We start from the raw sequence: 21,516 nt of genomic DNA, 5'->3' as shown, positions 1-21,516 counted from the left end.
CCTGCCGCTCCAGCAGCGCCGGCCCGAACGACCCGTCCAGCCGCTCGGCCGACAGCTCGTCCAGAGCCGCCTCCAGAGCCACCGAACCAGTCGAACGCATGTACGAATCCTAGCCGATCCGACCGACGTCCGCACCATGAATCCGCAGGTCAGCGGCCTGTCCACAGTGATGCCGAGTCCCTCGACACCGACGATCGGGTGAGCTCCGCTCAGTCCTCGTCGCGGGAGCGGTCCTGCCCCTGCAGGCGCATGATGCCGAGGCCGAGCACGGCCAGGCCGAGGGCGGCCACGCAGGTCCAGGTCCACATCCGGTCGACCCGATCGCCCAGGATCAGCAGGACGACCAGGGCGACCGCCCAGAGCGCCATCCCGCCGAGCACCACCCGTGCGGTGTCGACCTGCAGAGGGGGCGGAGCCTGCTTCCCGGGACCTGGCACGGGGGGCACCCTAGATTGCGGGTCGGTCACGGGCGAACCGACCCGGCGAGCGCGTGTGGCACGCTGTCGCCGCTCGTTGCCCTCGTACCGCCCGGAGAGTCGCATGCCTCAGCAGTCCAGCCACTCCGGTGGTGCCACCACCTCGGGTGCCGCCACCGCCGGCGACGGCACACCGGCCGACGTCGCGGTCGGCACCCCGGCGCCGCGGCGCAGCGAGGGCCCGCGTGCGCGACCGAAGAACGGTCTCGACCGGTACTTCGAGATCAGCGCGCGCCGCTCGACGGTCGCCCGTGAGGTCCGCGGTGGGCTCACCACGTTCTTCACGATGGCCTACATCGTCATCCTGAACCCGATCATCCTGACGAGCATCGACACGGGCAACGGTGCGGGTGTCGACGTCGCGGGCGCCTCCCTCTCGTTCGGCTCGATCGCCGCGGTCACCGCGCTGATCGCCGGCGTCATGACGATCCTCATGGGCGTCGTCGGTCGCTACCCCTTCGCGCTGGCGACCGGTCTCGGGATCAACGCCGTCGTCGCGGTCTACGCCGCGACCCAGCTGTCGTGGCCCGAGATCATGGGCCTGGTCGTCCTCGAGGGCCTGCTGATCACGGTGCTCGTGCTCACCGGCTTCCGGAAGGCCGTCTTCGAGGCCATCCCGGCCCAGCTCAAGACGGCGATCGCCGTGGGCATCGGCTTCTTCCTCACCATCATCGGGCTCGCCGACGCCGGCGTGATCCGGCAGGGCAACCCGCTGATCACCTTCGGCGTGAACGGGCAGCTGGCGGGCTGGCCGCTGCTGGTCTTCGTCGTCGGCCTGCTGCTGATGGCGGTGCTCGTCGTCCGCAAGGTCAAGGGCGCGCTGCTGATCGGCATCGTGGTGTCGACGGTGCTGGCGATCGTGATCGAGGCCGTCGCCGACATCGGTGCGCGCGTCGGCTCGGAGAACCCGCGCGGCTGGGCGCTGCAGGTGCCCGAGCTCCCGGACGACGTCGTCAGCAGCCCGGACCTGTCGCTGCTCGGCCACTTCTCGCTGTTCGGCGGCTTCGAGCGGATCGGCATCATCGCGGCGCTGCTCATCGTCTTCTCGATCATGATCGCCGACTTCTTCGACACCGTGGGCACGGTGACCGCGGTCGGCGCCGAGGCCGACCTGCTGGACGAGAAGAAGAACCTGCCCAAGTCGCAGCCGGTCCTGCTGATCGACTCGCTGGCCGCGGCCGCGGGTGGTGCGGGCAGCGTCTCCTCGAACACGACCTACATCGAGAGCACCGCCGGTGTGGCCGACGGCGCCCGCACAGGTCTGGCCAGCGTCGTCACCGGTGTGCTGTTCCTCGTGGCCATGCTGTTCACCCCGCTGGTGCAGATGGTCCCGTCGGAGGCCGCGGCGCCCGCGCTGGTCATCGTCGGCGCGCTGATGATCACCCAGATCCGCAACCTGGCCTGGGACGACATGTCCCTGGTGATCCCGGCGTTCCTCACCATCGCGCTCATGCCGTTCACGTACTCCATCACCAACGGCATCGGCGCCGGCGTGGTCTCGTTCGTGCTGCTGCGGGTGGCGGTCGGCCGCCGTCGCGAGATCCACCCGCTGATGTGGCTGATCGCTGCGGTCTTCGTCGTCTACTTCGCCCTGGAGCCGATCCAGCAGCTCTTCTGACCCGACTCTTGAGTTAGGCTAACGATCGTGGGCCGCACGACGCTGGACACGGCCGCGCTCTCGCACGAGCTGCGGCTGGCGGTCATGCGGTTCTCCCGCCGGCTGCGCAACCAGCGGGTGGACACCTCGGTCACGCTCACCCACCTCGCGGCGCTGTCGACGCTCAAGCGGCACGGCCCGATGAGCCCCGGTGAGCTGGCCGCCCACGAGCGGGTGCAGCCACCGTCGATGACCCGGGTCGTGGTCGCGCTCGAGAGCAAGGGCCTGGTCACCCGGACCCCGCACCCGACCGACGGGCGCCAGGTCATCATCGGGCTCACGCCGGCGGCCGAGGAGATGCTCAACGCCGAGGCGCGGGCGCGGGAGGCGTGGTTGGCCGGACGGCTGCAGGAGCTGACCGCCGAGGAGCGAGCCGTGCTGCGCGAGGCCGCCGAGATCATGGACAAGCTGGCCAGTGGTGGGTGACCTGCACGAGCACTGACCAGCGGACGGAGTCCGACCACGGCATGTTCCGCGCCCTGCGCGTCCGGAACTACCGCCGCTTCGCCTCGGCCAACCTGCTCAGCCTCACCGGCACCTGGATGCAGCGCATCGGGCAGGACTGGCTGGTGCTGCAGCTGTCCGACGACAGCGGCGTCGCCCTGGGACTCATCACGGCCCTGCAGTTCGGGCCCTCGCTGCTGCTCAGCATGTACGGCGGGGTCCTGGCCGACCGCTACGCCAAGCGGCGGTTGCTGCTCGTCAGCCAGACGCTGATGGGACTGCTCTCGCTCGCGCTGGGCGTGCTCGTCGCCGCGGACGCCGTGGCGCTCTGGCACGTGTTCGTGCTCGCCGGCCTGCTGGGGGCGGTCTCGGCCGTCGACGCCCCGGTGCGCCAGTCGTTCGTCTCGGAGATGGTCGGCCCGTCGCTGCTCACCAACGCCGTCAGCCTCAACTCCACGATCTTCAACGGTGCCCGCCTGGTCGGTCCGTCGCTGGCCGGCCTGCTGATCGGTGCGGCCGGTGGCGACACGGCCCCCGCGTTCTTCCTCAACGCGGTCAGCTTCGCCTTCACCATCGCGGCGCTGGCCGGCATGCGGACCGACGAGCTGCTGCCGAGCCCACCTGTCGCCCGCGGGAAGGGGCAGCTGCGGGAGGGGCTGAGCTACACCTGGGCGCACCCCGACCTGGTGCTGGCGATGGCGCTCGCCTTCGTGCTGGGCACCTTCGGCTTCAACTACCAGGTCACCATCGCGCTGATGGCGCGGGAGAGCTTCGACCTCGGGGCCGAGGCCTTCGGGCTGCTGTCCACCGCCTTCGCGGTCGGGTCGCTGTCCGGTGCGCTGCTGTCGACCCGGCGCAGCGTGCGCCCGCGACAGCGGTTCCTGGTCGGGTCCGCGGTGGTGTTCGGGCTGCTCACCGTCGTCTCGGGCCTGATGCCGACCTATCTCACCTTCGCGCTGATGCTCGTGCCGACGGGGGCGGCCGGGCTGATGTTCAGCGTGGCCAACAACAGCTTCGTCCAGCTCGGCGTCGACCCGCAGATGCGCGGGCGGGTCATGGCGCTCTACTTCATGTGCTTCATGGGCGGCACGCCGGTCGGGGCGCCGCTCGTCGGGTGGATCTCCGAGCACCTGGGCGCGCCGTGGGGGCTGATCCTGGGCGGAGCGGTCTGCGTGGTCGCCGGGCTCGCCGCGGCCGCGTTCCTCGCCCGGCACCGTTCGGTCCGCCTCGAGCTCCAGCGGTCCCCGCTCCGGATGCGGCTGCGCGTCGGAGCGCTGCGGAACGCAGTCCCCGCACCGCAGCTGCGGGCCGCGGAGGAGGCGCTCGCCGAGCGTGCGCCCGGGCAGCAGTCGCCCTGACGCGGGTACCTTCGGGCGCGCCGGCCCGCTCGGCGCGCAGGAGGGTGACATGGCCACCGCTCTGGTCCAGCTCGTGGTGTCGTTCGTGCTCTTCGCCCTGCTGGTCGCCTTCGCCGGACCCGGTGCCCGGCGGGTGGGCCGCTGGGTGGAGCGCCGTCGGGCAGCGCGTCATCCCGTTCCGGCCGGCCGTCCCCTGGAGCTCGTCGCCGCCGACCTCCGCCGGTTGGGCCACGAGGTGGCGTTCATCCCCGCGGGCGCGCCGATGGCCCGCCGCCGTGCGGTGCAGGCCGCCTACGACGACGTCCTGGTCGAGGCGGCCGGGATCCTCGGTGTGCCCACGGACCTCGCCGCCGTCCCGGAGACCCGTCTCCGGGAGATCGAGCGGCTGCGCGTGGTCGCCGCCCTGCGTGCCGCCGGCCTCCGGGTGCCGGTCTGAGCGCCCCGGTCACCCGCCGGCTCGTCTTCGCCGTCGACCCGCCGGTGCCTGCCCGGCGGGATCTCGAGGGCGCGGTCGCGCCGCTGCGGGAGCTGCCCGGTGCGCCCCGGTGGGGACCGCCGGAGCGCTGGCACCTGACGCTGCTCTTCCTCGGCCGGGTGCCCGACGGGCTGGTGCCGGCACTCGTGCGCGCGGCCACGCCCGCCGTCGCGGCGACGCCGCACCTGACCCTGCGGCTGGCCGGGGGCGGTCGGTTCGGCTCGCTGCGCCGGCCCCAGGTCGCCTGGGCGGGACTGGACGGCGACGTCGCCCCGCTCGTGGCCCTCGCCGGCCGGCTCGCCGACGCTGCCAGGGGGCTCGGGCTGGAGGTGGAGGACCGGCCGTTCCGCCCGCACCTCACGCTCGGCCGCTGGCGACCGGGTCGCCCGGCCGACGGCACGGTGACCGACCGGCTGGCCGGCTACCGCGGGCCGGCCTGGCCGGTGGGCGAGGTGCGACTGTGGGAGAGCCGGCTCGGCGCCGCCCCGCGCTACGACCTGCTGCAGGCCTGGCCGCTCACCACGCGTACTCCATAGGCGCCGGCCGGTAGCCCGGGAAGATCTCGTCGAGCCGGGCGAGGGCGGCGTCGTCCAGCCGGATCTCGAGCGCCCGGAGGCCGCCGTCGAGCTGCTCCATCGTGCGCGGCCCGACGATCGGCGCGGTCACCGCCGGCTGGTGCAGCAGCCAGGCCACGCCGACGTCGGCCGGGGCGTGCCCGAGGTCGCGGCACAGCGCCTCGTAGGCCTCCAGCGCCGGGCGGTGCCGCTCGATCCGCTTCAGCTGGCGGTCCTCGGTCCGACGGCTGCCCTCGGACCTCTCCAGCGCGCCCCCGAGCAGGCCGCCGGCCAGCGGGCTCCACGGGAGGATGCCGACGCCGGTGCGCTGCGCGGCCGGAAGCACCTCCAGCTCCACGTGCCGGGTGAGCAGGTTGTAGTGCGACTGCTCGCTGACCAGCCCGGTGGAGTGGCGCCGGGCGGCGACGGCGTTGCCCTCGACGATCTGCCACGCGGCGTGGTTGGAGGAGCCGACGTAGAGCACCTTGCCCTGGGCCACCAGCGTCTCGCAGGCCTGCCAGATCTCGTCCCACGGCGTCTCGAGATCGACGTGGTGGAACTGGTAGAGGTCGATCCAGTCGGTGCCCAGCCGGCGCAGCGAGGCCTCGCAGGCGCGCACGATGTTGCGCGCGGAGAGGAAGGTGTCGTTCGGCCAGTCCGACATCCCGCCGTAGACCTTGGTGGCCAGCACCGTCTTCTCGCGGCGCTCACCGCCGTGGGCGAACCAGCTGCCCAGGACCTCCTCGGTGCGCCCCTTGCCGGCGTCGAAGCCGTAGACGTTGGCGGTGTCGAAGAAGTTCACGCCCTCGGCGAGCGCCCGATCCATGATCTCGTGCGACTCGGCCTCCTCGGTCTTCCAGCCGAAGTTCATGGTGCCCAGGCACAGCCGGGAGACCCGCAGGCCGCTGCGGCCGAGGTGCGTGTAGTCCATGACGATCACCCTGGCACCCTGTCTCCCGTGCCGCAGAACGATCAGACCTCCGCGTTCGACCTCGCCACGGCCGTCCGTCGGGCCGAGGGACCGGCGCTGCTCGCCGACCTCGACCCCGGGTGGGAGATCGGCGGCGGCATCCTCAACGGCGGCTACCTGCTCTCGGTGGCCGGGCGCGCCGCGGTGCTGGAGAGCCCCCACGAGCACCCGGTCGCGATGTCGGCCAGCTACCTGCGCGCCGGTGCCGCCGGCCCGGCCACGCTCACGGTGACCCCGGGCCCGGCCGGTCGCACGCTCGCCCACTCGCTGATCACGCTCGCCGACGAGGGCGGCCCGGTCATCACCGTCCAGGCGACGACGGCGACGCTGAGCGCCGACGCCGTGCCGGAGTACACGCTGCCGATGCCCGACGTGCCCGGCCCCGACGAGTGCCTCGACATGGCGGCCAACGCGCACCTCGCCGCCGTGCCCATCCAGCTGCCCGGCATGGCCCGGCACGTGGAGAGCCGGCTGGACCCGGCGACGGCGACCTGGGCGCTGGGGCAGCCCTCGGACCACCCGGTGCTGAGGGCCTGGGTCCGGTTCGCCGACGGGCGGCCGGCGGACCCGCTGGCGCTGCTCACCTTCGCCGACGTCCTGCCGCCCACCAGCTTCGCCACCGGCCGCATGGGCTGGGCGCCGACCGTGCAGCTCCAGGTCCTCGTGCGGGCGCTGCCGGCCCCGGGCTGGTGCCTGGTCGAGGCCCGCGCCAGCGAGATCGCCGACGGCTGGTCCGACGAGGACTACCGGATCTGGGACTCCACCGGTCGGCTGGTCGCCCAGAGCCGCCAGCTCGCCCGCACCGCCCGATGAGTGCGGGTGACCCGCTCGCCGGGTTCGGCTACCGCCAGCAGCTGGACCGCAGCCTCGGCCGGTTCGCCAGCTTCGCGGCCGGCGTCAGCTACATCTCGATCCTGACCGGCACGTTCCAGCTCTTCTACTTCGGCTTCGGCGCCGGGGGACCGGCCTACGTCTGGTCCTGGCCGGTGGTCTTCGTCGGCCAGCTCATGGTGGCGCTGTGCTTCGCGGAGCTGGCGGCGCGCTTCCCGGTGGCCGGCTCGCTCTACAACTGGACCAAGCGCCTGGGCAACCGCACCACCGCCTGGATGGCCGGCTGGATGATGCTGACGGCCTCGGTCGTGACGCTGGCGGCGACGGTGCTGGCCTACCAGATCACGCTGCCCCAGCTCTGGTCCGGCTTCCAGCTCGTCGGCGACGGCACGGGGGAGTACGACTACGCGGTCAACGCGGTGATCCTGGGCAGCGCCCTCATCGTGTTCACCACGCTGGTGAACGTCTTCGGCGTCAAGCTCATGGCGCGCATCAACAGCACCGGGGTGTTCGTCGAGCTGGTCGCTGCGGTGCTGATCATCGTGCTGCTCGCCGCGCACGCGACCCGGGGACCCGACGTCGTCCTCGACACGGCAGGCGCCGGCCAGGGGCGGGACCTCGGCTACCTCGGAGCGTTCCTCGTCGCCGCGCTCGCATCCGGCTACGTCATGTACGGCTTCGACACCGCCAGCTCGCTGGGCGAGGAGACCGTCGATCCGCGCCGCACCGCCCCGCGGGCGATCCTCCGGGCCATCACGGCGTCCTTCGTGCTCGGCGGGCTGATCCTGCTGTTCGGGCTCATGGCGGTCGAGGACATCCGCGACCCGCAGCTGTCCTCCGGCACCGGCGGGCTGCAGTACGTGCTGCTGCAGGCCGCGGGCAGCGGGGTCGGCCGCGTCTTCCTCGTCGCCATCGTCATCGCGATCACCGTGTGCTGCCTGGCCGTGCACACCGCGACGATCCGGATGATGTTCGGGATGGCCCGGGACAACAACCTGCCCGGCTCGGCCCGGCTGGCCCGCGTGCACCCGCGGTTCAAGACCCCGGTCGCGCCCGCCGTCGTCATCGGGCTGTTCTCGATCGCGATCCTGCTGATCAACATCCGGCAGCCGCAGATCTTCACCGTGATCACCAGCATCGCCGTCGTGATGATCTACCTGGCCTACCTGCTGGTCACCGTGCCGATGCTGATCAGCCGGCTGCGGGGCCGGTGGCCGGCGCCGGACGACGGCGGACGCCACTTCTCCCTCGGCCGCTGGGGGCTGCCGGTGAACGTGCTGGCGGTGCTGTGGGGCGCGGGCATGGCGATCAACCTGGGCTGGCCGCGCCGCGAGGTGTACAACGCCACCGAGCCCCACCACTGGTACCTGCAGTGGGGCGCGGCCGTCTTCATCGGGGCCATCGCACTCAGCGGCCTGGCGTACTACCGCCTCCGTCAGCGGCACCGGACCGGCGTCCTGCCCGAGCACGCGGCCGTGGTCCCGGTTCCCGTCGGCGAGGCCTGACCGGCCGGGTCACGTCGGGAGGGGGACCTCTCCGGTGAGGTAGCGCTGGAGGGTCGGCCCGATGGTGGCGGCCAGCCACCCGGGGGATGCGGACGCCAGCGGCTCCACCCGGAGCACGTAGCGGCCCATCACGACGCCGATGAGCTGCGAGGCGACCAGCGCGCCCCGGGCCTCGCGCTCGGCGGGGGGCAGGTCGAGCGTGCCGAGCACCCGCCGCAGCACCTGGGAGACGAGGAACTCGCGCAGCAGCTTCGCCGTCCACTCGTTGCCGACGGCCGACCTGACGAGGGCCAGGCCGGCGCTCTGCCCCGGCCCGTCCCACACCCGCAGGAGCAGCCGGACGACGTTCGCGCCCAGCTCGGCGGGATCGCCGGACAGCAGCTCGGGCAGCAGCTCCGCCGGATCCGCCGGTGCCTCGATCGCGGCGAGGAAGAGCTGGTCCTTGCTGCCGAAGTAGTGGTGCACCAGCGCGGGGTCGACGCCGGCGACGGTGGCGATCTGGCGGATGGTCGCGCCGTCGAACCCCCGCTCGGCGAAGGCCTCGCGCGCGGCCGCGAGCACGGCGTCGCGGGTGTCGGGGCTGCCGGGGCGCCGTCCGGTGCGGCGTCGCGGCTGCTCGGTGGTGCTCAGTCGGTCCTCCTCCGCAGGGTCGCCGCCGCCAGGGCGAGGGCGAGCAGGGCCGCGCCGGCGACGACACCGACGTCGGTCCACATCGTGCCCGTCGCCGCCACCGAGCGCCCGACCTCCTGCAGGGCCTCGACCGCGTAGGTCAGGGGCAGGACGTCGCTGACCGCCTCCAGCCACCCCGCCATCTGCTCCCGCGGTACGAGCAGCCCGCAGAGGAAGAACTGCGGCAGCACGATGACCGGCATGAACTGCACGGCCTGGAACTCCGAGCGGGCGAACGCGCTGGCCAGCAGGCCGAGCGCCACACCCAGCACCGCGTCGAGAACGGCGATGAGCACCACCAGCCAGACCGGGCCGGCGACGTCCAGGTCGTACAGCGTCGTCGCCACGGTGACGGTGACGACGGCCTGCAGCGCCGCGGCGAGGCCGAACGCCAGGCCGTAGCCGAGCAGCAGGTCGAGCCGCGAGAGGGGAGTGGTGAGCAGCCGCTCGAGCGTGCCGGAGGTCCGCTCGCGCAGCATCGCGATGCTGGTCACCAGGAACATGACGACGAACGGGAAGATCCCGAGCATCGTGAGGCCCACCCGGTCGAAGGTGTCCGGCCGGCCGGGGATGCTCGGCAGTTCCTTCCAGAGCAGGTGCAACAGGCCCAGCAGCAGGCTCGGCAGCACGAGCAGCATCGCGATGGTCCGGTGGTCGTGGCGCAGCTGGCGGAGGACGCGGGCCGCCGTCGTCGAGGTCAGCCGTGGGCTCAGGTGCGTCGCGCTGGTCACGAGGCCACCGCCTCGCGGGCGCGGACGACGGTGAGGAACGCCTCCTCGAGATCCTGCGAGCGGCCGTCGGCGCGCAGCTGCGCAGGTGTGGTGTCGGCGAGCAGGGCGCCGTCCCGGAGCAGGAGCAGCCGATCGCAGCGGGCCGCCTCGTCCATGACGTGGCTGGAGACGAGCTGCGCCGTCCCGGCGCGGGCGAGGGCGTGGAAGCGGTCCCAGAGCTCGACGCGCAGCACCGGGTCCAGGCCCACGGTCGGCTCGTCGAGCACGAGCACCTCCGGTTCGCCGACCAGGGCGCAGGCCAGGGAGGCCCGCCCGCGCTGACCGCCGGAGAGGTCACCCACCAGCTGGCCGGCCGCGCCGCCGAGGCCGACGTCGGTGAGCGCGGCATCGGCTTCGCGGTGCCCCTTGCCGTAGAGGGCCGCGAAGTAGCGGGCGTTCTCCCGCACGGTGAGGTCGGCGTAGACGCTGGGAGCCTGCGTGACGTAGCCGACGCGGTCCCGCAGTGCAGGGGAGCCGGCGGGGCGACCCAGGACTGTCACCGTCCCCGATCGCACCCGCTGGACGCCGACGATCGCGCGCATCAGCGTGCTCTTCCCGCTGCCGCTCGGTCCCAGCAGACCGGTGACCTGCCCGGCGGGGACGGCGAAGGTCAGACCGGGGAGCACCCGGCGCCTCCCCCGGTCGACGACGAGATCGGTGACGGTGACGGCGTCCATGACGCCCCTCCTCGCAACTCAACGGCTGATGAACTCAACGCTAGATGAGTTCCCCGTCGGCGGTCAAGGGACGCCGACGACGGTCGGGAGGGCTGCCGGGCGGAGGAGACGCCGGGCGGCGCAGGGATGATCGGGGGGTGCCAGCGTCCGTCGTCATCACCGACCCCGCCGACCCCCGCGTCGCCGACTTCCGCGACCTCAAGGCCGGGGACCGTCCGGCGGGCCGGGAGCGGGGGACCGGGCCGGTCATCGTCGAGGGGGTGCCCGCGGTCGAGCGGTTGCTCGCCTCGCCCTACCGGGTGCGGGCGGTCTTCGGCGTCCCCGGCCGGGTCGCGGCGCTGGAGCTGCCCGACGGAGTCGCCGCCTACGAGGCCGACAAGTGGGTGCTCTCGGAGGTCATCGGGTTCCGGCTGACCCGCGGCGTGGTCGCCTCGGCCGACCGGCGCCCGCCGGCCCATCTCGACGAGCTGCTGGCCGGGCCCGACCCGGCGGCGCCGCGACGGCTGGCGGTCCTCGAGGCGCTCAACGACGCCGAGAACCTGGGTTCGATCGCCCGGTCGGCGGTGGCCCTCGGGGTCGACGGGGTGCTGCTCGACCCGCGCTGCGCCGACCCGCTGTACCGCCGGTCGGTGCGCGTCTCCATGGGGCACGTGCTGTCGCTGCCGTTCGCGGTGCTCCCGGACTGGCCCGGCGGGCTGGAGCGGCTGCACGAGGCCGGGTACCTCAGCGTGGCGCTGACCCCCGCGGCCGACGCGGTGGACCTGACCGACGTCGACCCCCGGGCGCACCCGCGCACCGCCGTCCTGCTGGGCGCCGAGGGGCCCGGTCTGACCCCCGAGGCGCAGCAGGCGGCCACGGTGCGCGCCCGCATCCCGATGCGCGCCGGCGTCGACTCGCTCGGGGTCGCCGCCGCGGCCGCGATCGCCTTCGCGGCCCTCCGGTAGTCAGCCCCGGAGGGAGAAGCGGGCCAGGATCGCGCGGGCCTCCTCGGCGTGGGCCGGCTGGCACATCACGTCGTACCGAGCCGCCGTGATCGTGCTCGTGCTGGTGAAGTCACGCCGGCCGCGGGTGGCGGCGTACCCCATCCCGCCGAACGCGGCGCCGAAGGCCAGACCGATCAGCAGGCCGCTGAGCACGGAGCCCACCCAGTTGGCGCCGTCGCCGGCGAACATCCCCAGCAGCAGACCGACGAACAGACCCCACCAGGCGCCGCCGGCAGCGCCGGCGGCCAGCGCGCGCCCCATGGTCAGCCGGCCGGTGACCTTCTCGACCATCCGCAGGTCGGTGCCGATGATCGTCACGTTCTCCACGGCGAACTTCTCGTCGGAGAGGTGGTCGACGGCGGCCTGCGCCTGCTCGTAGCTGTCGTAGGAACCGACCTGCACGCCGCCCAGGGGCATCGAGACCGAAGCACTCATGCTCGGTCAACCACCCGTCGACGGGCAGTGTTCCCCGGCTGCCGTGGCGGCGGTCGTCGGGGTCAGCGGTTGCGGCGGACCCCGAAGACGATGTCCTCCCAGGCCGGGATCCGGGCCCGGGGGTCGTCGCCGTCGTCACCGTCCTCGCCGGTGCGGCCGAGGACCACGGTGTCGTGCTCGGCCACCTCGTCGAGCAGGGCGGCCATCCGGTCGTCGTCCGGCGTCCCGTCGGGGGCGTGCACGTCGTGGACGATCTCGTCCTCGTCCTGACCCAGGAACGGCGCCGGCGCCGGCTCCGGCTCCGGTTCGGGGGCGCGCACGACGGCCACCGGGCGGCTGCGCGGAGCCGGGGCCACCTCCGGGACGACCCGGACCAGGCGCGTGCCCTCCGCGAAGTCCGTCGTCGCGGCGTCGACCGGGGTCACGGTGCGGGAGGGCAGGTCGAACCGCCAGCGCGTGGTGCCCGACTTCTCTCCCGCGCGCCACGCGCCGGTGACGACCCAGCTGCCGTCGTCACCGCGGAAGGCGTCCCACTGAACCGCGTCGATGTCGGTGTCGATCAGCCGCAGCCGCTCCACCATGAACTGCTGAAGGGCAGTGCCGGGGCCGCCGTCGGAGAGCCGGACCCGCGCCTCGCGGCCCTGGTCGGCCACCCGCTCGCGCTCCTGCAGCACGGGGTGGGCGAAACGCATGATCCGCTCGACCCGCGTGCCGGTGGAGGCGGCGACCTGATCGGGGGTCTCGCCGGCGCGGATGCGCGACTGGATCACCCGCGGCGGCAGCTCGGTCCCACGGTCGACGTCGATCTGGGTGAGCCGGCGCGCGTCACCGCGGGCGGCGGCGCGCACCCGGTCGTCGACGGGCAGCAGGAACTTCTCGCCCTCGGCGCCGTCCGCGCCCTCGGCCACCAGGACCAGGTTCTGGCCGTCGTCGGAGAGGGCCACGAGGCGCAGCGAGCGCATGGGCGACCTCCTACCAGCCGACGAGGGGCCCGGGAGGGAGCCCGGTCCCCGAGGCTATCCGGGCGCGGCGCGTGCCGCCCGCAGGCGGCCCGGCGTGGCGCGCGCGGGGCTGTGGTCCGGATCCCTCACCCGGGGGGTGCGGTGAGCGGCTTGTCGCGCCGATTACACGGGTGACACACGACCGCAACGGGAGCCTCCGACACTGGGGCCCTCGGCAGCGGCACGAACCCCCCCGAGCCGAGGAGGCGCGATGGCCAGCCCGGTGACCCACCGGCGTACGGCCGTGCCCGCAGGGCTCGCCCCCGGCCTCCCGCCGGTCCTCGAGGCGCTCGCCCCGCCCGAGATGCTGCCCGCCCACGTCCGTGCGGCCATCACCGCGATCGCCGGGGCCGCCGGCGCCTGGTGCCCGACGTCCTCGCCGGACGGGCGCCGCGTCGCCTACGTCTCCGACCGTTCCGGGCTCCCGCGTCTCGAGGTCGCCGACGTCGACGGTGCCGGCGTCCCCGCGCTGCTCTCGGAACCGGGGGAGGAGGTCATCTCCGTCTCCTGGTCGCCCGACGGCGAGTGGCTGGTCTACCTCGTGAGCCCGGGCGGCTCGATCTGCGCCGAGCTGCACGCCGCCCGCCCCGACGGCACGGGCCACCGGGTGCTCGCCGGGCAGGACCCGAGGGCCGCCGTCTTCGCCGGCGCCTGGGCCGGTCCGCACCACTACGCCTGCTCGATCGCGCCCGGCTCCGGGCCGGACGCCGACGTCGTGCTCGTCGACGTCGTCACCGGCGAGCTGCGCACGCTGGCCTCCGGCGGCTTCCTCTCGGTCACCGCCGTCTCGCCCGACCACCGGACCGTCCTCGCCCGTCGCGGCCCCCGTGCCTTCCGGCACGTCGTCGTCATCGACGTGCCCACCGGCCTGCAGCGCCGGGCGGTCCGCCTGGACCAGCCGGGCGGCATCGCCTCGGAGGACGGTCGGTTCTCCGCCGACGGACGGGCCGTGTTCCTCCGCGCCTCGCTGCCCGGCGCTCCCTTCACCGACCGCGCGGGGCTGGTCGAGGTCCCGGTGGACGGCGACGGCGTCCCCTCGCCGGGGCGCGTCGTCCTGTACCGCCCCGAGGCCGACCTCGACGGCTACCTCCTGCGGCCCGACGGGACCGTCCTCGCACTGTGGAACGTCGACGGGGTCAGCGAGCTCACCCTGCACGGGCTCGCCGACGGTGCCCTGCTGAGCACCGTGCCCCTGCCGGAGCGGGTGCTCACCGGATGGGCTCCGCTGCCCGAGCAGGACGCGCTGGTCGCCGAGCTCAGCGGCCCGCGGTCGCCCCGCGGCCTGTGGCGGGTCCCGCTGGACGGCGGTGCCGCCACGGCGCTGGCCTGCACGCCGGAGCGCCCCGATCCCGAGCTGCTCGCCGAGCCGGTGCAGCACGAGTACGTCGCCGAGGACGGTCTGCGTCTCTCCGGCTGGCTGTACACGCCGGCCGGCGTCAGCGGACCGAACCGCACGGTCGTCAGCTTCCACGGCGGGCCCGAGGGGCACACCCGACCGGACTGGTCGCCGATCACCCAGTCGATGGTCGCCTCCGGGCTCACCGTCTTCGCACCGAACGTCCGCGGCTCCGGCGGTTTCGGCCGTGCCTTCATGACCGCCGACGACGGCGCCGCCCGCGACGCGTCCTTCGCCGACGTGCCGGCCACGGTCGACGAGCTCGTGACCGCCGGCATCGCCGCGCCCGGCCGGGTCGGCGCGCACGGGTGGTCCTACGGCGGCTACCTCACGCTCGTGGCGCTCACCCGCTGGCCGGAGCTGTTCGCCGCCGGTGCCTCGCTGGCCGGCATGAGCGACCTCCGCACGTTCTTCGCCGGCACGGAGCCGTGGATGGCCGGCGCCTCGGTGACGGAGTACGGCGACCCGGTCACCGACCGGGAGATGCTCGCCGCCATCTCCCCGATGACCGGGCTGGACCGGCTCTCCGCCCCGGTGCTGCTGGCCCACGGGGACCGTGACACCAACGTCCCCGTCGCCGAGTCGGTGCAGGCCCACCAGGCGCTGCAGGCGCGGGGGGCGTGCAGCGACCTGCTGCTCTTCCCGGGCGAGGGGCACGCCGTCGTGGGCCGGGAGGCGCTGGTCGAACTGGGCCAGCGGCTCGCCGCCTGGTTCGATCGCTGGTTGTGAGCGGGGAACTCTTCGCCGGTTACCCCCCTGTCCGCACCGACGAGGCCGTCGGGCCGGACGGCCGGCTTCGGAGCGGGTGGGTGGAGCTGGCGGCCGCCCTGGAGACGGTGGGCCGCGACGGGCTCACCGCGGCCGCCGAGGACCTCGCGGCCCGGCGGCGGGCTCTCGGCGTCGCCACCTCCGTGTGGGTCGACGGACGGCAGGAACTCCACCCGGTACCGATGGACCCGGTGCCGCGGCTCATCGGTGCGACCACGTGGGCGACGCTCTCGGCCGGGGTGGCCCAGCGGCACCGCGCGCTCGGTGCCTTCCTGGCCGACGCGTACCGGGCCGGCGGGCGCCGCCGTGGGGACACCGAGCGCTCCGCCGAGATCGTCCGGGCCGGCGTCCTGCCCGAGTGGGCGGTGGCGCACAGCCCGGGACGCGATCCCGACGCCGTCGCCCTGGCCTGGCCCGGGCAGCACCGGGTGACGGTCGCGGGTACCGACGTCGTCCGCGCGCGTGACGGCCGCTGGATCGTGGCCAAGGACAACCTGCGGGTGCCCTCGGGCATCGGCTACGCGCTGGCCAACCGGGACAGCGCGCGCACGGCGGCGCCCGAGCTGTTCGCCCACGTCGGCCGCCAGGTCGTCGAACCGGCTGCGGCCGTCCCGCTGCTCACCGAGGCGCTGCAGGCCGCCGCACCGCCCTCCGCTCCCGGCACCCCGCGCATCGCGGTGCTCACCCAGGGGGAGACCGACGGGGCGTGGTTCGAGCACCAGGTGCTCGCCGCGGCCCTCGACGTGCCGCTCGTGCGCGCCGGTGACCTGCACCCGCGCGGTGACGGCGGGCTCGACGCGTTGGTCGATGGCGAGCGACTGCCGATCGACGTCCTCTACCGGCGGTTCGACGACGCGTCGCTGGGCGCGTACCGGACCGGGGGGAACCTGCCGCTCGGCGTGGCGCTGACCGAAGCGGTCCGCGCCGGACGGCTGGGCCTGGCGAACGTGCCCGGCAACGGGGTCGCCGACGACGCGGCGGGCTACGCCTGGGTGCCGGCGATGATCCGGTTCTACCTGGGCGAGGAGCCGTTGCTGGACTCCACGCCCACCTGGGTGCTCGCCGACCCCGAGGCGTGGGCCGCCGTCCGCGGCCGACTGAGCGAGCTCGACGTCGAGGAGGTCGCCGGGTACGGCGGCCGCCGGGTCGTGCACGGCCGGTCCTGCTCCGCGGCCGAGCTGGAGGTGCTGGGCGCCGAGATCGGCGCTGCCCCGCACCGGTTCGTCGCCCGTGAGCCGCTGGAGCCCTCCACCGCGCCGACGCTCGTCGAGGGCGCACTGCGGCCCCGGCCGGTGGACCTGCGGGTCTTCTCGGTCGCGGGTCCGGCGACGACGACGGCGCTGCCGCTGGCGCTCACCCGCGTGGCGCCCGGTGTCGCACCGGCGCGCCCCGGGGTGCCCGGCGGCGGCAGCAAGGACACCTGGCTGCTGCGCTGAGCGCGGTCAGCCCGCCGGGCGGCTGCGCAGCCGCGGAGAGCTGATGCGCACCAACGTCCCCTCCGGACTGGGCGTCGCGGTGACATCGGCGAAGGCGCTCATCAGCGTCGAGCCGCGCCCCCGGTCCATGCTCGGCACCCGCTCGCGCCACTGGCCGTGGTCCCGGACGGTGATCTCCACGAGATCGTCGGCCACGTGCGCGGTCACCTCGATGACCGGCTCGGTCGGGTCCTGGGCGTGCTCGATCGCGTTGCTCGCCGCCTCGCACGCGGCCAGCAGGAGGTCGTAGGCCTGGTCGTCGTCCACCCCGGCCTCGCGCAGCACCGACCGCAGCCGACGGCGCAGCACCGGGACCGACGACGCCTGCGACGGGAGTTCCCACGCGGCGCGGTGCCCCGCGTCGGCGACGGCCGGCGGGGGAGCCGGGCGCTCCGGGGCCTCGACGGGCACCGGGGACAGTGCGACGACCGGCGCGGGGGCGGTGTCGCGCGGCTCCGCCGGCTCGACGGGGGCCAGGGCGCGGCCGGCGGCGCGGTCCAGGGCGATCCGCACCCGGGCGAGCAGCTCCGCGGCCTGGAACGGCTTGGCGAGGTAGTCGTCGGCGCCGGCGTGCAGCCCCTCCACCGACGCCTCCTGACCGGCGCGGGCGGTGAGCATGATGACCGGGATCTGCCGGGTCGCCGGGTCGCCGCGGAGGGCCCGGAGCAGCTCGAACCCGTCGACCCGCGGCATCATCACGTCGGTCAGCACCAGGTCCGGCCGGTGCTTGGCGACCGCGGCCAGCGCCTCCTCGCCGTTGGCGGTGGTGCGCACCCGCCAGTGCGGACCGAGCAGCCTCGCCAGGTAGGCGCGCATGTCGGCGTTGTCGTCGACGACGAGGACCGTCCCCCGGCCGGTCGTCGCCGTCTCCGCGCCCTCGGGTCGGGTGGTGTCGTCCTCCCAGCTCGCCGCCTCTCCGCGGGCGGCGTCCGACGGCGAGATCGTCGGGGTCGAGGGTTCGGCGTCGGGCCGGCCCCAGGGCAGGGTGACCGTGAACGTGCTGCCCTGTCCCGGCTCGCTGGTGACCGCCACGGCGCCGCCGTGCAGTGCGGCAAGCTCCTGCACCATCGCCAGGCCGATCCCGGACCCCTCGCGGGTACGGGCGGCCGACCCGGTGACCCGGTGGAAGCGCTGGAACAGCTGGGGCAGCTCCTCGGCCACGATCCCGACGCCGGTGTCGGCGACGGCGAGGGTGAACCCGTCGTCACCGCCGCGCAGGATCACGTCGATCCCGCCGACGAAGGTGTACTTCACGGCGTTGGCCAGCAGGTTGACGACGACCTTCTCCCACATGCGGGGGTCGACGTAGGCGGGCCGGTCCAGTGGCGGGCAGTCGACGGTCAGCCGCAGGCCGGCGCGCTCGGCGGCGGAGCGGAAGATGCCGGCCAGCTCTGCGGTGAAGGTCGCGACGTCGGTGCGCACGCGGACCGGCGTCACGCGCCCCGCCTCGATGCTGGCGAAGTCGAGCAGGTCGTTGACCAGGCGCTGCAACCGGCGCCCGTTGCGCATCGCGAGGTCCAGCTGCTCGCGCACGTCGTCGGGCAGCGGATGGTCGGTGTCGTCGAGGACGTCGCCGATCGGGCCGAGCAGGAGGGTCAGCGGCGTGCGCAGCTCGTGGCTCACGTCGGAGAAGAAGGTCGTCTTGGCCCGGTCGAGCTCGGCGAGCGACTCCGCGCGCAGCCGCTCGGTCTCGAACGCCCGGATGTTGGCCACCGCACCGGCGAACTGGCCGGCCAGCAGCTCGTGGAACGCGGAGTACTCGGCGTCCAGGGCCCGGTTCGGGGATCGGCCGGCGACCAGCAGCCCGACCGGCTCGGCGTCCCGGCTGGTCCGCAGGGGAAGGACGGCGGCGTCGGTGACCGGGTCGCCCCACGGCCCACCGGTGACGCCGAGGGAGGGGATGTCGGGCAGCGTGGGCTGCCCGCCGCTCAGCCGGTCGGGCAGCAGGCCGGCGTCCACGCCCGTCGTCGCCACCCGCGCGTACCCACCGGACTCGGTGGAGAGGTAGACCGCGGCGAAGGGGACGTCCAGGGCGTCCCCGCCGAGGGCCGCGCACATCGCGCCGACCGTCTCCCGTTCGTCGCCGAGCTGGGCGCCGACCCTGGCCAGGTCGTGCAGCAGCTGCTGACGGCGCGATGCGAGCAGCTCGCCGGTCACCTCGGTGCAGACGGCGTGCATGCCCGCGACCCGGCCGTCGTCCCCGAAGGCGGGCGCGTGGGAGACGGTGAAGTAGGTCTCCTCGCGGTAGCCGGCCCGCTCGAGCAGGAGCAGCAACCCGGGCAACCAGGAGGCCTCCAGGGTCTCCATGGCGTGCGCGATCGGCGGCCCGAGCGCGTCCCAGCCCTCGGCCAGGGTCTGCCGGATGTCCTCGCCGATGGCGGGGTGCTTCGCGCCGATCAGCGGCGCGTAGGCGTCGTTGTAGAACTGGATGAACTCCGGGCCCCAGGTGAGCACCATGGGGAACCGGGAGACCAGCACCGTGCGGACGGCGTGCCGGAGGCTGGCCGGCCAGCTCTCCACGGGGCCGACCGGTGTGGTCGCCCAGTCGAGGGAGGCCATGATGCGGCCCGCCTCACCTCCGGCGGCGAACAGGTCACCGCCGAGAGGACCCGTCGGATCACCGACCGCCACGCTCACCTCCTACCGCACCACCGACGTCACGAGTCCCCTGCGCCTGGCAGGGCCGCCCGTTACAGGCGCTCGACCACGTGGTCGATGCAGGCGGTCAGCGCGCTGACGTCGTCGGGGTCGACGGCGGGGAACATGCCGACGCGCAGCTGGTTGCGACCGAGCTTGCGGTAGGGCTCGACGTCGACGATGCCGTTGGCGCGCAGGGTCTTCGCCAGCGCGGCGGCGTCCACCGAGTCGGCGAAGTCGATGGTGCCCACCACCAGGCTGCGGTGGTCGGGCTCGGCGACGAACGGCGTCGCGTACTCCGACTTCTCCGCCCAGCCGTAGAGCCGGTTCGAGGACTCGCGGCTGCGGCCGACGGCGCCGGAGAGGCCGCCGAGGCCGAGCATCCACTGGATCTGGTCGGCCAGCAGGAAGAGCGTCGCCACGGCCGGGGTGTTGTAGGTCTGGTCCTTGGTGGAGTTGTCCAGCGCGATGGACAGGTCCAGGAAGCCGGGGATCCAGCGGTCGGTCGCCTTGATCTCGGCGATGCGCTGCTGCGCCTCGGCCGACATGAGCGCGATCCACAGACCACCGTCGGCGGCGAAGGACTTCTGCGGGGCGAAGTAGTAGACGTCGGTCTGGGAGACGTCGACCGGGAGACCGCCGGCGCCGGAGGTGGCATCGATGAGGACCAGGGCGTCGTCGGTGCCGGCCGGCCGGACGACCGGCGCCATCACGCCGGTGGAGGTCTCGTTGTGCGCCCACGCGTAGGCGTCCACGCCTTCGGTGGCGGTGGGCAGTGCCAGCGAGCCCGGTTCGGCCTTCACGACCACCGGGTCGCCGAGGAAGGGGGCGTCCTTGGCGCCGGAGGCGAACTTGGCGGAGAACTCGCCGTAGGTGCCGAACGCTGCCCGATCGCGGATCAGACCGACGAGCGCGGCGTCCCAGAAGGCGGTCGTGCCTCCGTTGCCCAGCACCACCTCGTAGCCGTCGGGGAGGTCGAACAGCTGGGTCAGCCCCTCGCGGACCTGGCGGACGAGGTTCTTCACCGGGGCCTGACGGTGGGAGGTGCCCATGACCGCCGCACCGTCGCCGGCCAGGGCCTGCAGCGCCTCGGGGCGCACCTTGGACGGGCCGCACCCGAACCGGCCGTCGGCGGGCAGGAGCTCGGCGGGGATCGTGATGCTCATCCGGGGATTGCCTTCCAGGATCGGTGCGGTGATCGACGGTGCGGGACGGGCGGACGGCGACGGCCCGGGTCGCAGGGGATCCGGGCCGTCGTCATCGGTGCCGGCGTCAGGCCGGCTGCGTCGTGGCCTTCGTCTTGATGGTGTCCCAGCCCTCGACGTCCTCGGGCTTGCGGGAGTCGGGGCCGACGTAGCGGGCCGACGGGCGCACGAGGCGGCCGGTCTCCTTCTGCTCGAGGATGTGCGCGCACCAGCCGGCGGTGCGGGCGCAGGTGAACATCGAGGTGAACATGTGGCTCGGGACCTCGGCGAAGTCGAGGACGATGGCCGCCCAGAACTCGACGTTGGTCTCGACCGGGCGGTCGGGACGCCGCTCGCGCAGCTCCTTGAGCGCGGCCTGCTCCAGGGCGCGGGCAGCCTCGAAGCGGGGGGCACCGAGCTCCTCGGCCGAGCGGCGCAGCACGCGGGCGCGCGGGTCCTCGGCGCGGTAGACGCGGTGCCCGAAGCCCATCAACCGCTCCTTGCGGTCGAGGAGGTCCTTCACGTACTTCTCGGCGTCGCCGGTCTTCTCGACCTCGTCGAGCATGTGCAGCACGCGGGAGGGGGCGCCGCCGTGCAGCGGGCCGGACATCGCGCCGATCGCGCCGGAGAGGGCCGCGGCCACGTCGGCGCCGGTGGAGGCGATCACGCGGGCGGTGAAGGTGGAGGCGTTCATGCCGTGCTCGGCGGCCGAGGTCCAGTAGGCGTCGACGGCGGCGACGTGGCGGGGGTCGGGCTCGCCGCGCCAGCGGACCATGAAGCGCTCGACGATCGTGGCGGCCTCGTCGACCCGCTTCTGCGGAACGGCGGGGGTGCCGATGCCGCGGGCGGACTGGGCGACGTAGGACAGCGCCATCACCGCGGCCCGGGCCAGCTGGTCGCGGGCCTCCTCGGTGGTGATGTCCAGCAGCGGGCGGTAGCCCCAGAAGGGGGCCAGCATGGCCAGGGCGGCCTGGACGTCGACGCGCACGTCGCCGCTGTGCACGGGGATGGGGAACGGCTCGGCCGGCGGCAGGCCCGGGCCGAACTTGCCGTCCACCAGCAGGGCCCACACGTTGCCGAAGGTGACCTTGCCGACCAGGTCCTCGATGTCGACCCCGCGGTAGCGCAGGGAACCGCCGTCCTTGTCGGGTTCGGCGATCTCCGTCTCGAAGGCGATGACGCCTTCCAGGCCGGGTACGAAGTCGTCGGCCATCTCGCATGCTCCTCGTCGCGCTGGACCACGCGCACCCC

At 74.1% G+C, this 21,516-nt stretch carries 20 protein-coding genes; 10 read left to right on the top strand and 10 right to left on the bottom strand.

The window, feature by feature from the left end; genetic code table 11:
* Positions 1 to 209 precede the first annotated feature (209 nt).
* The gene (locus DQ237_RS19045; protein ID WP_113801722.1) at positions 210 to 437 is read right to left on the bottom strand and encodes a DUF2530 domain-containing protein; all 228 of its coding nucleotides are present in this window, start codon (positions 435 to 437) and stop codon (positions 210 to 212) included.
* 103 nt (positions 438 to 540) lie between these two features.
* Here DQ237_RS19045 and DQ237_RS19040 point away from each other — a divergent pair, with 103 nt between their 5' ends.
* From DQ237_RS19040 to thpR, 5 genes are read left to right on the top strand one after another with little or no spacing between them, the layout of a single operon-like run.
* On the top strand, positions 541 to 2,094 hold the full coding sequence (locus DQ237_RS19040; protein ID WP_113801721.1) for an NCS2 family permease: 1,554 nt from the start codon (positions 541 to 543) through the stop codon (positions 2,092 to 2,094).
* A gap of 27 nt (positions 2,095 to 2,121) precedes the next feature.
* Positions 2,122 to 2,559, top strand: coding sequence for a MarR family winged helix-turn-helix transcriptional regulator (locus DQ237_RS19035; protein ID WP_113801720.1), 438 nt, complete (start codon positions 2,122 to 2,124; stop codon positions 2,557 to 2,559).
* Entirely contained in the window at positions 2,556 to 3,935 is a 1,380-nt protein-coding gene (locus tag DQ237_RS19030) for an MFS transporter (protein ID WP_240619754.1), read from the top strand. The genes DQ237_RS19035 and DQ237_RS19030 overlap by 4 nt, the downstream gene beginning before the upstream one ends.
* Before the next feature lie 49 nt (positions 3,936 to 3,984).
* On the top strand, positions 3,985 to 4,371 hold the full coding sequence (locus DQ237_RS19025; RefSeq protein ID WP_147251857.1) for a hypothetical protein: 387 nt from the start codon (positions 3,985 to 3,987) through the stop codon (positions 4,369 to 4,371).
* Positions 4,368 to 4,946: an RNA 2',3'-cyclic phosphodiesterase gene (gene thpR / locus DQ237_RS19020; RefSeq protein ID WP_113801718.1), complete on the top strand. Its 579-nt coding sequence runs from the start codon at positions 4,368 to 4,370 to the stop codon at positions 4,944 to 4,946. Before DQ237_RS19025 ends, thpR begins: the two co-directional genes overlap by 4 nt.
* Here the strand turns inward: thpR and DQ237_RS19015 are convergent.
* Positions 4,927 to 5,895 carry an aldo/keto reductase gene (locus DQ237_RS19015; protein ID WP_113801727.1) on the bottom strand — a complete coding sequence of 323 codons (969 nt, stop codon included), beginning with the start codon at positions 5,893 to 5,895 and terminating at the stop codon, positions 4,927 to 4,929. The two genes, thpR and DQ237_RS19015, sit on opposite strands and share 20 nt — an antisense overlap.
* A 27-nt stretch (positions 5,896 to 5,922) precedes the next feature.
* On the opposite strand from DQ237_RS19015, the gene DQ237_RS19010 reads away from it, so the two are divergent.
* On the top strand, positions 5,923 to 6,747 hold the full coding sequence (locus tag DQ237_RS19010) for a thioesterase family protein (RefSeq protein WP_113801717.1): 825 nt from the start codon (positions 5,923 to 5,925) through the stop codon (positions 6,745 to 6,747).
* Entirely contained in the window at positions 6,744 to 8,270 is a 1,527-nt protein-coding gene (locus DQ237_RS19005) for an APC family permease (protein WP_113801716.1), read from the top strand. The genes DQ237_RS19010 and DQ237_RS19005 overlap by 4 nt, the downstream gene beginning before the upstream one ends.
* Positions 8,271 to 8,279: 9 nt before the next feature.
* Here DQ237_RS19005 and DQ237_RS19000 read toward each other — a convergent pair whose 3' ends face one another.
* The 3 genes from DQ237_RS19000 to DQ237_RS18990 all read right to left on the bottom strand — a co-directional run bounded on the left by DQ237_RS19000 (position 8,280) and on the right by DQ237_RS18990 (position 10,386).
* The gene (locus tag DQ237_RS19000) at positions 8,280 to 8,831 is read right to left on the bottom strand and encodes a TetR family transcriptional regulator (protein ID WP_113801715.1); all 552 of its coding nucleotides are present in this window, start codon (positions 8,829 to 8,831) and stop codon (positions 8,280 to 8,282) included.
* A gap of 65 nt (positions 8,832 to 8,896) precedes the next feature.
* Entirely contained in the window at positions 8,897 to 9,670 is a 774-nt protein-coding gene (locus DQ237_RS18995; protein ID WP_205730295.1) for an ABC transporter permease, read from the bottom strand.
* The gene (locus DQ237_RS18990) at positions 9,667 to 10,386 is read right to left on the bottom strand and encodes an ABC transporter ATP-binding protein (protein ID WP_113801714.1); all 720 of its coding nucleotides are present in this window, start codon (positions 10,384 to 10,386) and stop codon (positions 9,667 to 9,669) included. Before DQ237_RS18990 ends, DQ237_RS18995 begins: the two co-directional genes overlap by 4 nt.
* Positions 10,387 to 10,523: 137 nt before the next feature.
* Here DQ237_RS18990 and DQ237_RS18985 point away from each other — a divergent pair, with 137 nt between their 5' ends.
* A complete protein-coding gene (locus tag DQ237_RS18985) occupies positions 10,524 to 11,330 on the top strand; it encodes an RNA methyltransferase (RefSeq protein WP_113801713.1) in 807 nt (268 codons plus the stop codon).
* Here DQ237_RS18985 and DQ237_RS18980 read toward each other — a convergent pair whose 3' ends face one another.
* Entirely contained in the window at positions 11,331 to 11,804 is a 474-nt protein-coding gene (locus DQ237_RS18980) for a general stress protein (RefSeq protein WP_113801712.1), read from the bottom strand. It abuts the gene before it with no gap.
* Positions 11,805 to 11,866: 62 nt separating this feature from the next.
* Positions 11,867 to 12,766, bottom strand: a complete 900-nt coding sequence (sepH, locus tag DQ237_RS18975; protein ID WP_113801711.1) for a septation protein SepH — start codon at positions 12,764 to 12,766, stop codon at positions 11,867 to 11,869.
* A gap of 250 nt (positions 12,767 to 13,016) precedes the next feature.
* On the opposite strand from sepH, the gene DQ237_RS18970 reads away from it, so the two are divergent.
* Together DQ237_RS18970 and DQ237_RS18965 are read left to right on the top strand one after the other, a co-directional pair.
* Positions 13,017 to 14,930 carry a prolyl oligopeptidase family serine peptidase gene (locus DQ237_RS18970; RefSeq protein WP_113801710.1) on the top strand — a complete coding sequence of 638 codons (1,914 nt, stop codon included), beginning with the start codon at positions 13,017 to 13,019 and terminating at the stop codon, positions 14,928 to 14,930.
* Positions 14,927 to 16,405 (top strand): circularly permuted type 2 ATP-grasp protein, encoded by a 1,479-nt coding sequence (locus DQ237_RS18965; RefSeq protein ID WP_113801709.1) that lies wholly within the window; start codon positions 14,927 to 14,929, stop codon positions 16,403 to 16,405. Before DQ237_RS18970 ends, DQ237_RS18965 begins: the two co-directional genes overlap by 4 nt.
* 6 nt (positions 16,406 to 16,411) lie before the next feature.
* On the opposite strand, the gene DQ237_RS18960 is transcribed toward DQ237_RS18965, so the two are convergent.
* The 3 genes from DQ237_RS18960 to DQ237_RS18950 all read right to left on the bottom strand — a co-directional run bounded on the left by DQ237_RS18960 (position 16,412) and on the right by DQ237_RS18950 (position 21,478).
* Positions 16,412 to 19,075 carry an ATP-binding protein gene (locus DQ237_RS18960; protein WP_240619752.1) on the bottom strand — a complete coding sequence of 888 codons (2,664 nt, stop codon included), beginning with the start codon at positions 19,073 to 19,075 and terminating at the stop codon, positions 16,412 to 16,414.
* Between the two features lie 59 nt (positions 19,076 to 19,134).
* Positions 19,135 to 20,247, bottom strand: a complete 1,113-nt coding sequence (gene serC / locus DQ237_RS18955; protein ID WP_113801708.1) for a phosphoserine transaminase — start codon at positions 20,245 to 20,247, stop codon at positions 19,135 to 19,137.
* 106 nt (positions 20,248 to 20,353) lie between these two features.
* On the bottom strand, positions 20,354 to 21,478 hold the full coding sequence (locus DQ237_RS18950; RefSeq protein ID WP_113801707.1) for a citrate synthase 2: 1,125 nt from the start codon (positions 21,476 to 21,478) through the stop codon (positions 20,354 to 20,356).
* Positions 21,479 to 21,516: the final 38 nt, after the last annotated feature.

This window comes from Blastococcus sp. TF02-8 (assembly GCF_003319175.1).
Lineage (GTDB): Bacteria > Actinomycetota > Actinomycetes > Mycobacteriales > Geodermatophilaceae > Blastococcus.
The sequence above is the reverse complement of the archived record's forward strand: the minus strand, read 5'-3'. Positions and strand labels throughout refer to the sequence as shown.

Coding starts and splice junctions, on each gene's coding strand:
- DQ237_RS18950 (WP_113801707.1), bottom strand. CDS start 21,478: ATGGCCGACGACTTCGTACCCGGCCTGGAAGGCGTCATCGCCTTCGAG.
- DQ237_RS19040 (WP_113801721.1), top strand. CDS start 541: ATGCCTCAGCAGTCCAGCCACTCCGGTGGTGCCACCACCTCGGGTGCC.
- DQ237_RS18990 (WP_113801714.1), bottom strand. CDS start 10,386: ATGGACGCCGTCACCGTCACCGATCTCGTCGTCGACCGGGGGAGGCGC.
- sepH (WP_113801711.1), bottom strand. CDS start 12,766: ATGCGCTCGCTGCGCCTCGTGGCCCTCTCCGACGACGGCCAGAACCTG.
- DQ237_RS19025 (WP_147251857.1), top strand. CDS start 3,985: ATGGCCACCGCTCTGGTCCAGCTCGTGGTGTCGTTCGTGCTCTTCGCC.
- DQ237_RS19005 (WP_113801716.1), top strand. CDS start 6,744: ATGAGTGCGGGTGACCCGCTCGCCGGGTTCGGCTACCGCCAGCAGCTG.
- DQ237_RS18970 (WP_113801710.1), top strand. CDS start 13,017: ATGGCCAGCCCGGTGACCCACCGGCGTACGGCCGTGCCCGCAGGGCTC.
- DQ237_RS19015 (WP_113801727.1), bottom strand. CDS start 5,895: ATGGACTACACGCACCTCGGCCGCAGCGGCCTGCGGGTCTCCCGGCTG.
- DQ237_RS18980 (WP_113801712.1), bottom strand. CDS start 11,804: ATGAGTGCTTCGGTCTCGATGCCCCTGGGCGGCGTGCAGGTCGGTTCC.
- serC (WP_113801708.1), bottom strand. CDS start 20,247: ATGAGCATCACGATCCCCGCCGAGCTCCTGCCCGCCGACGGCCGGTTC.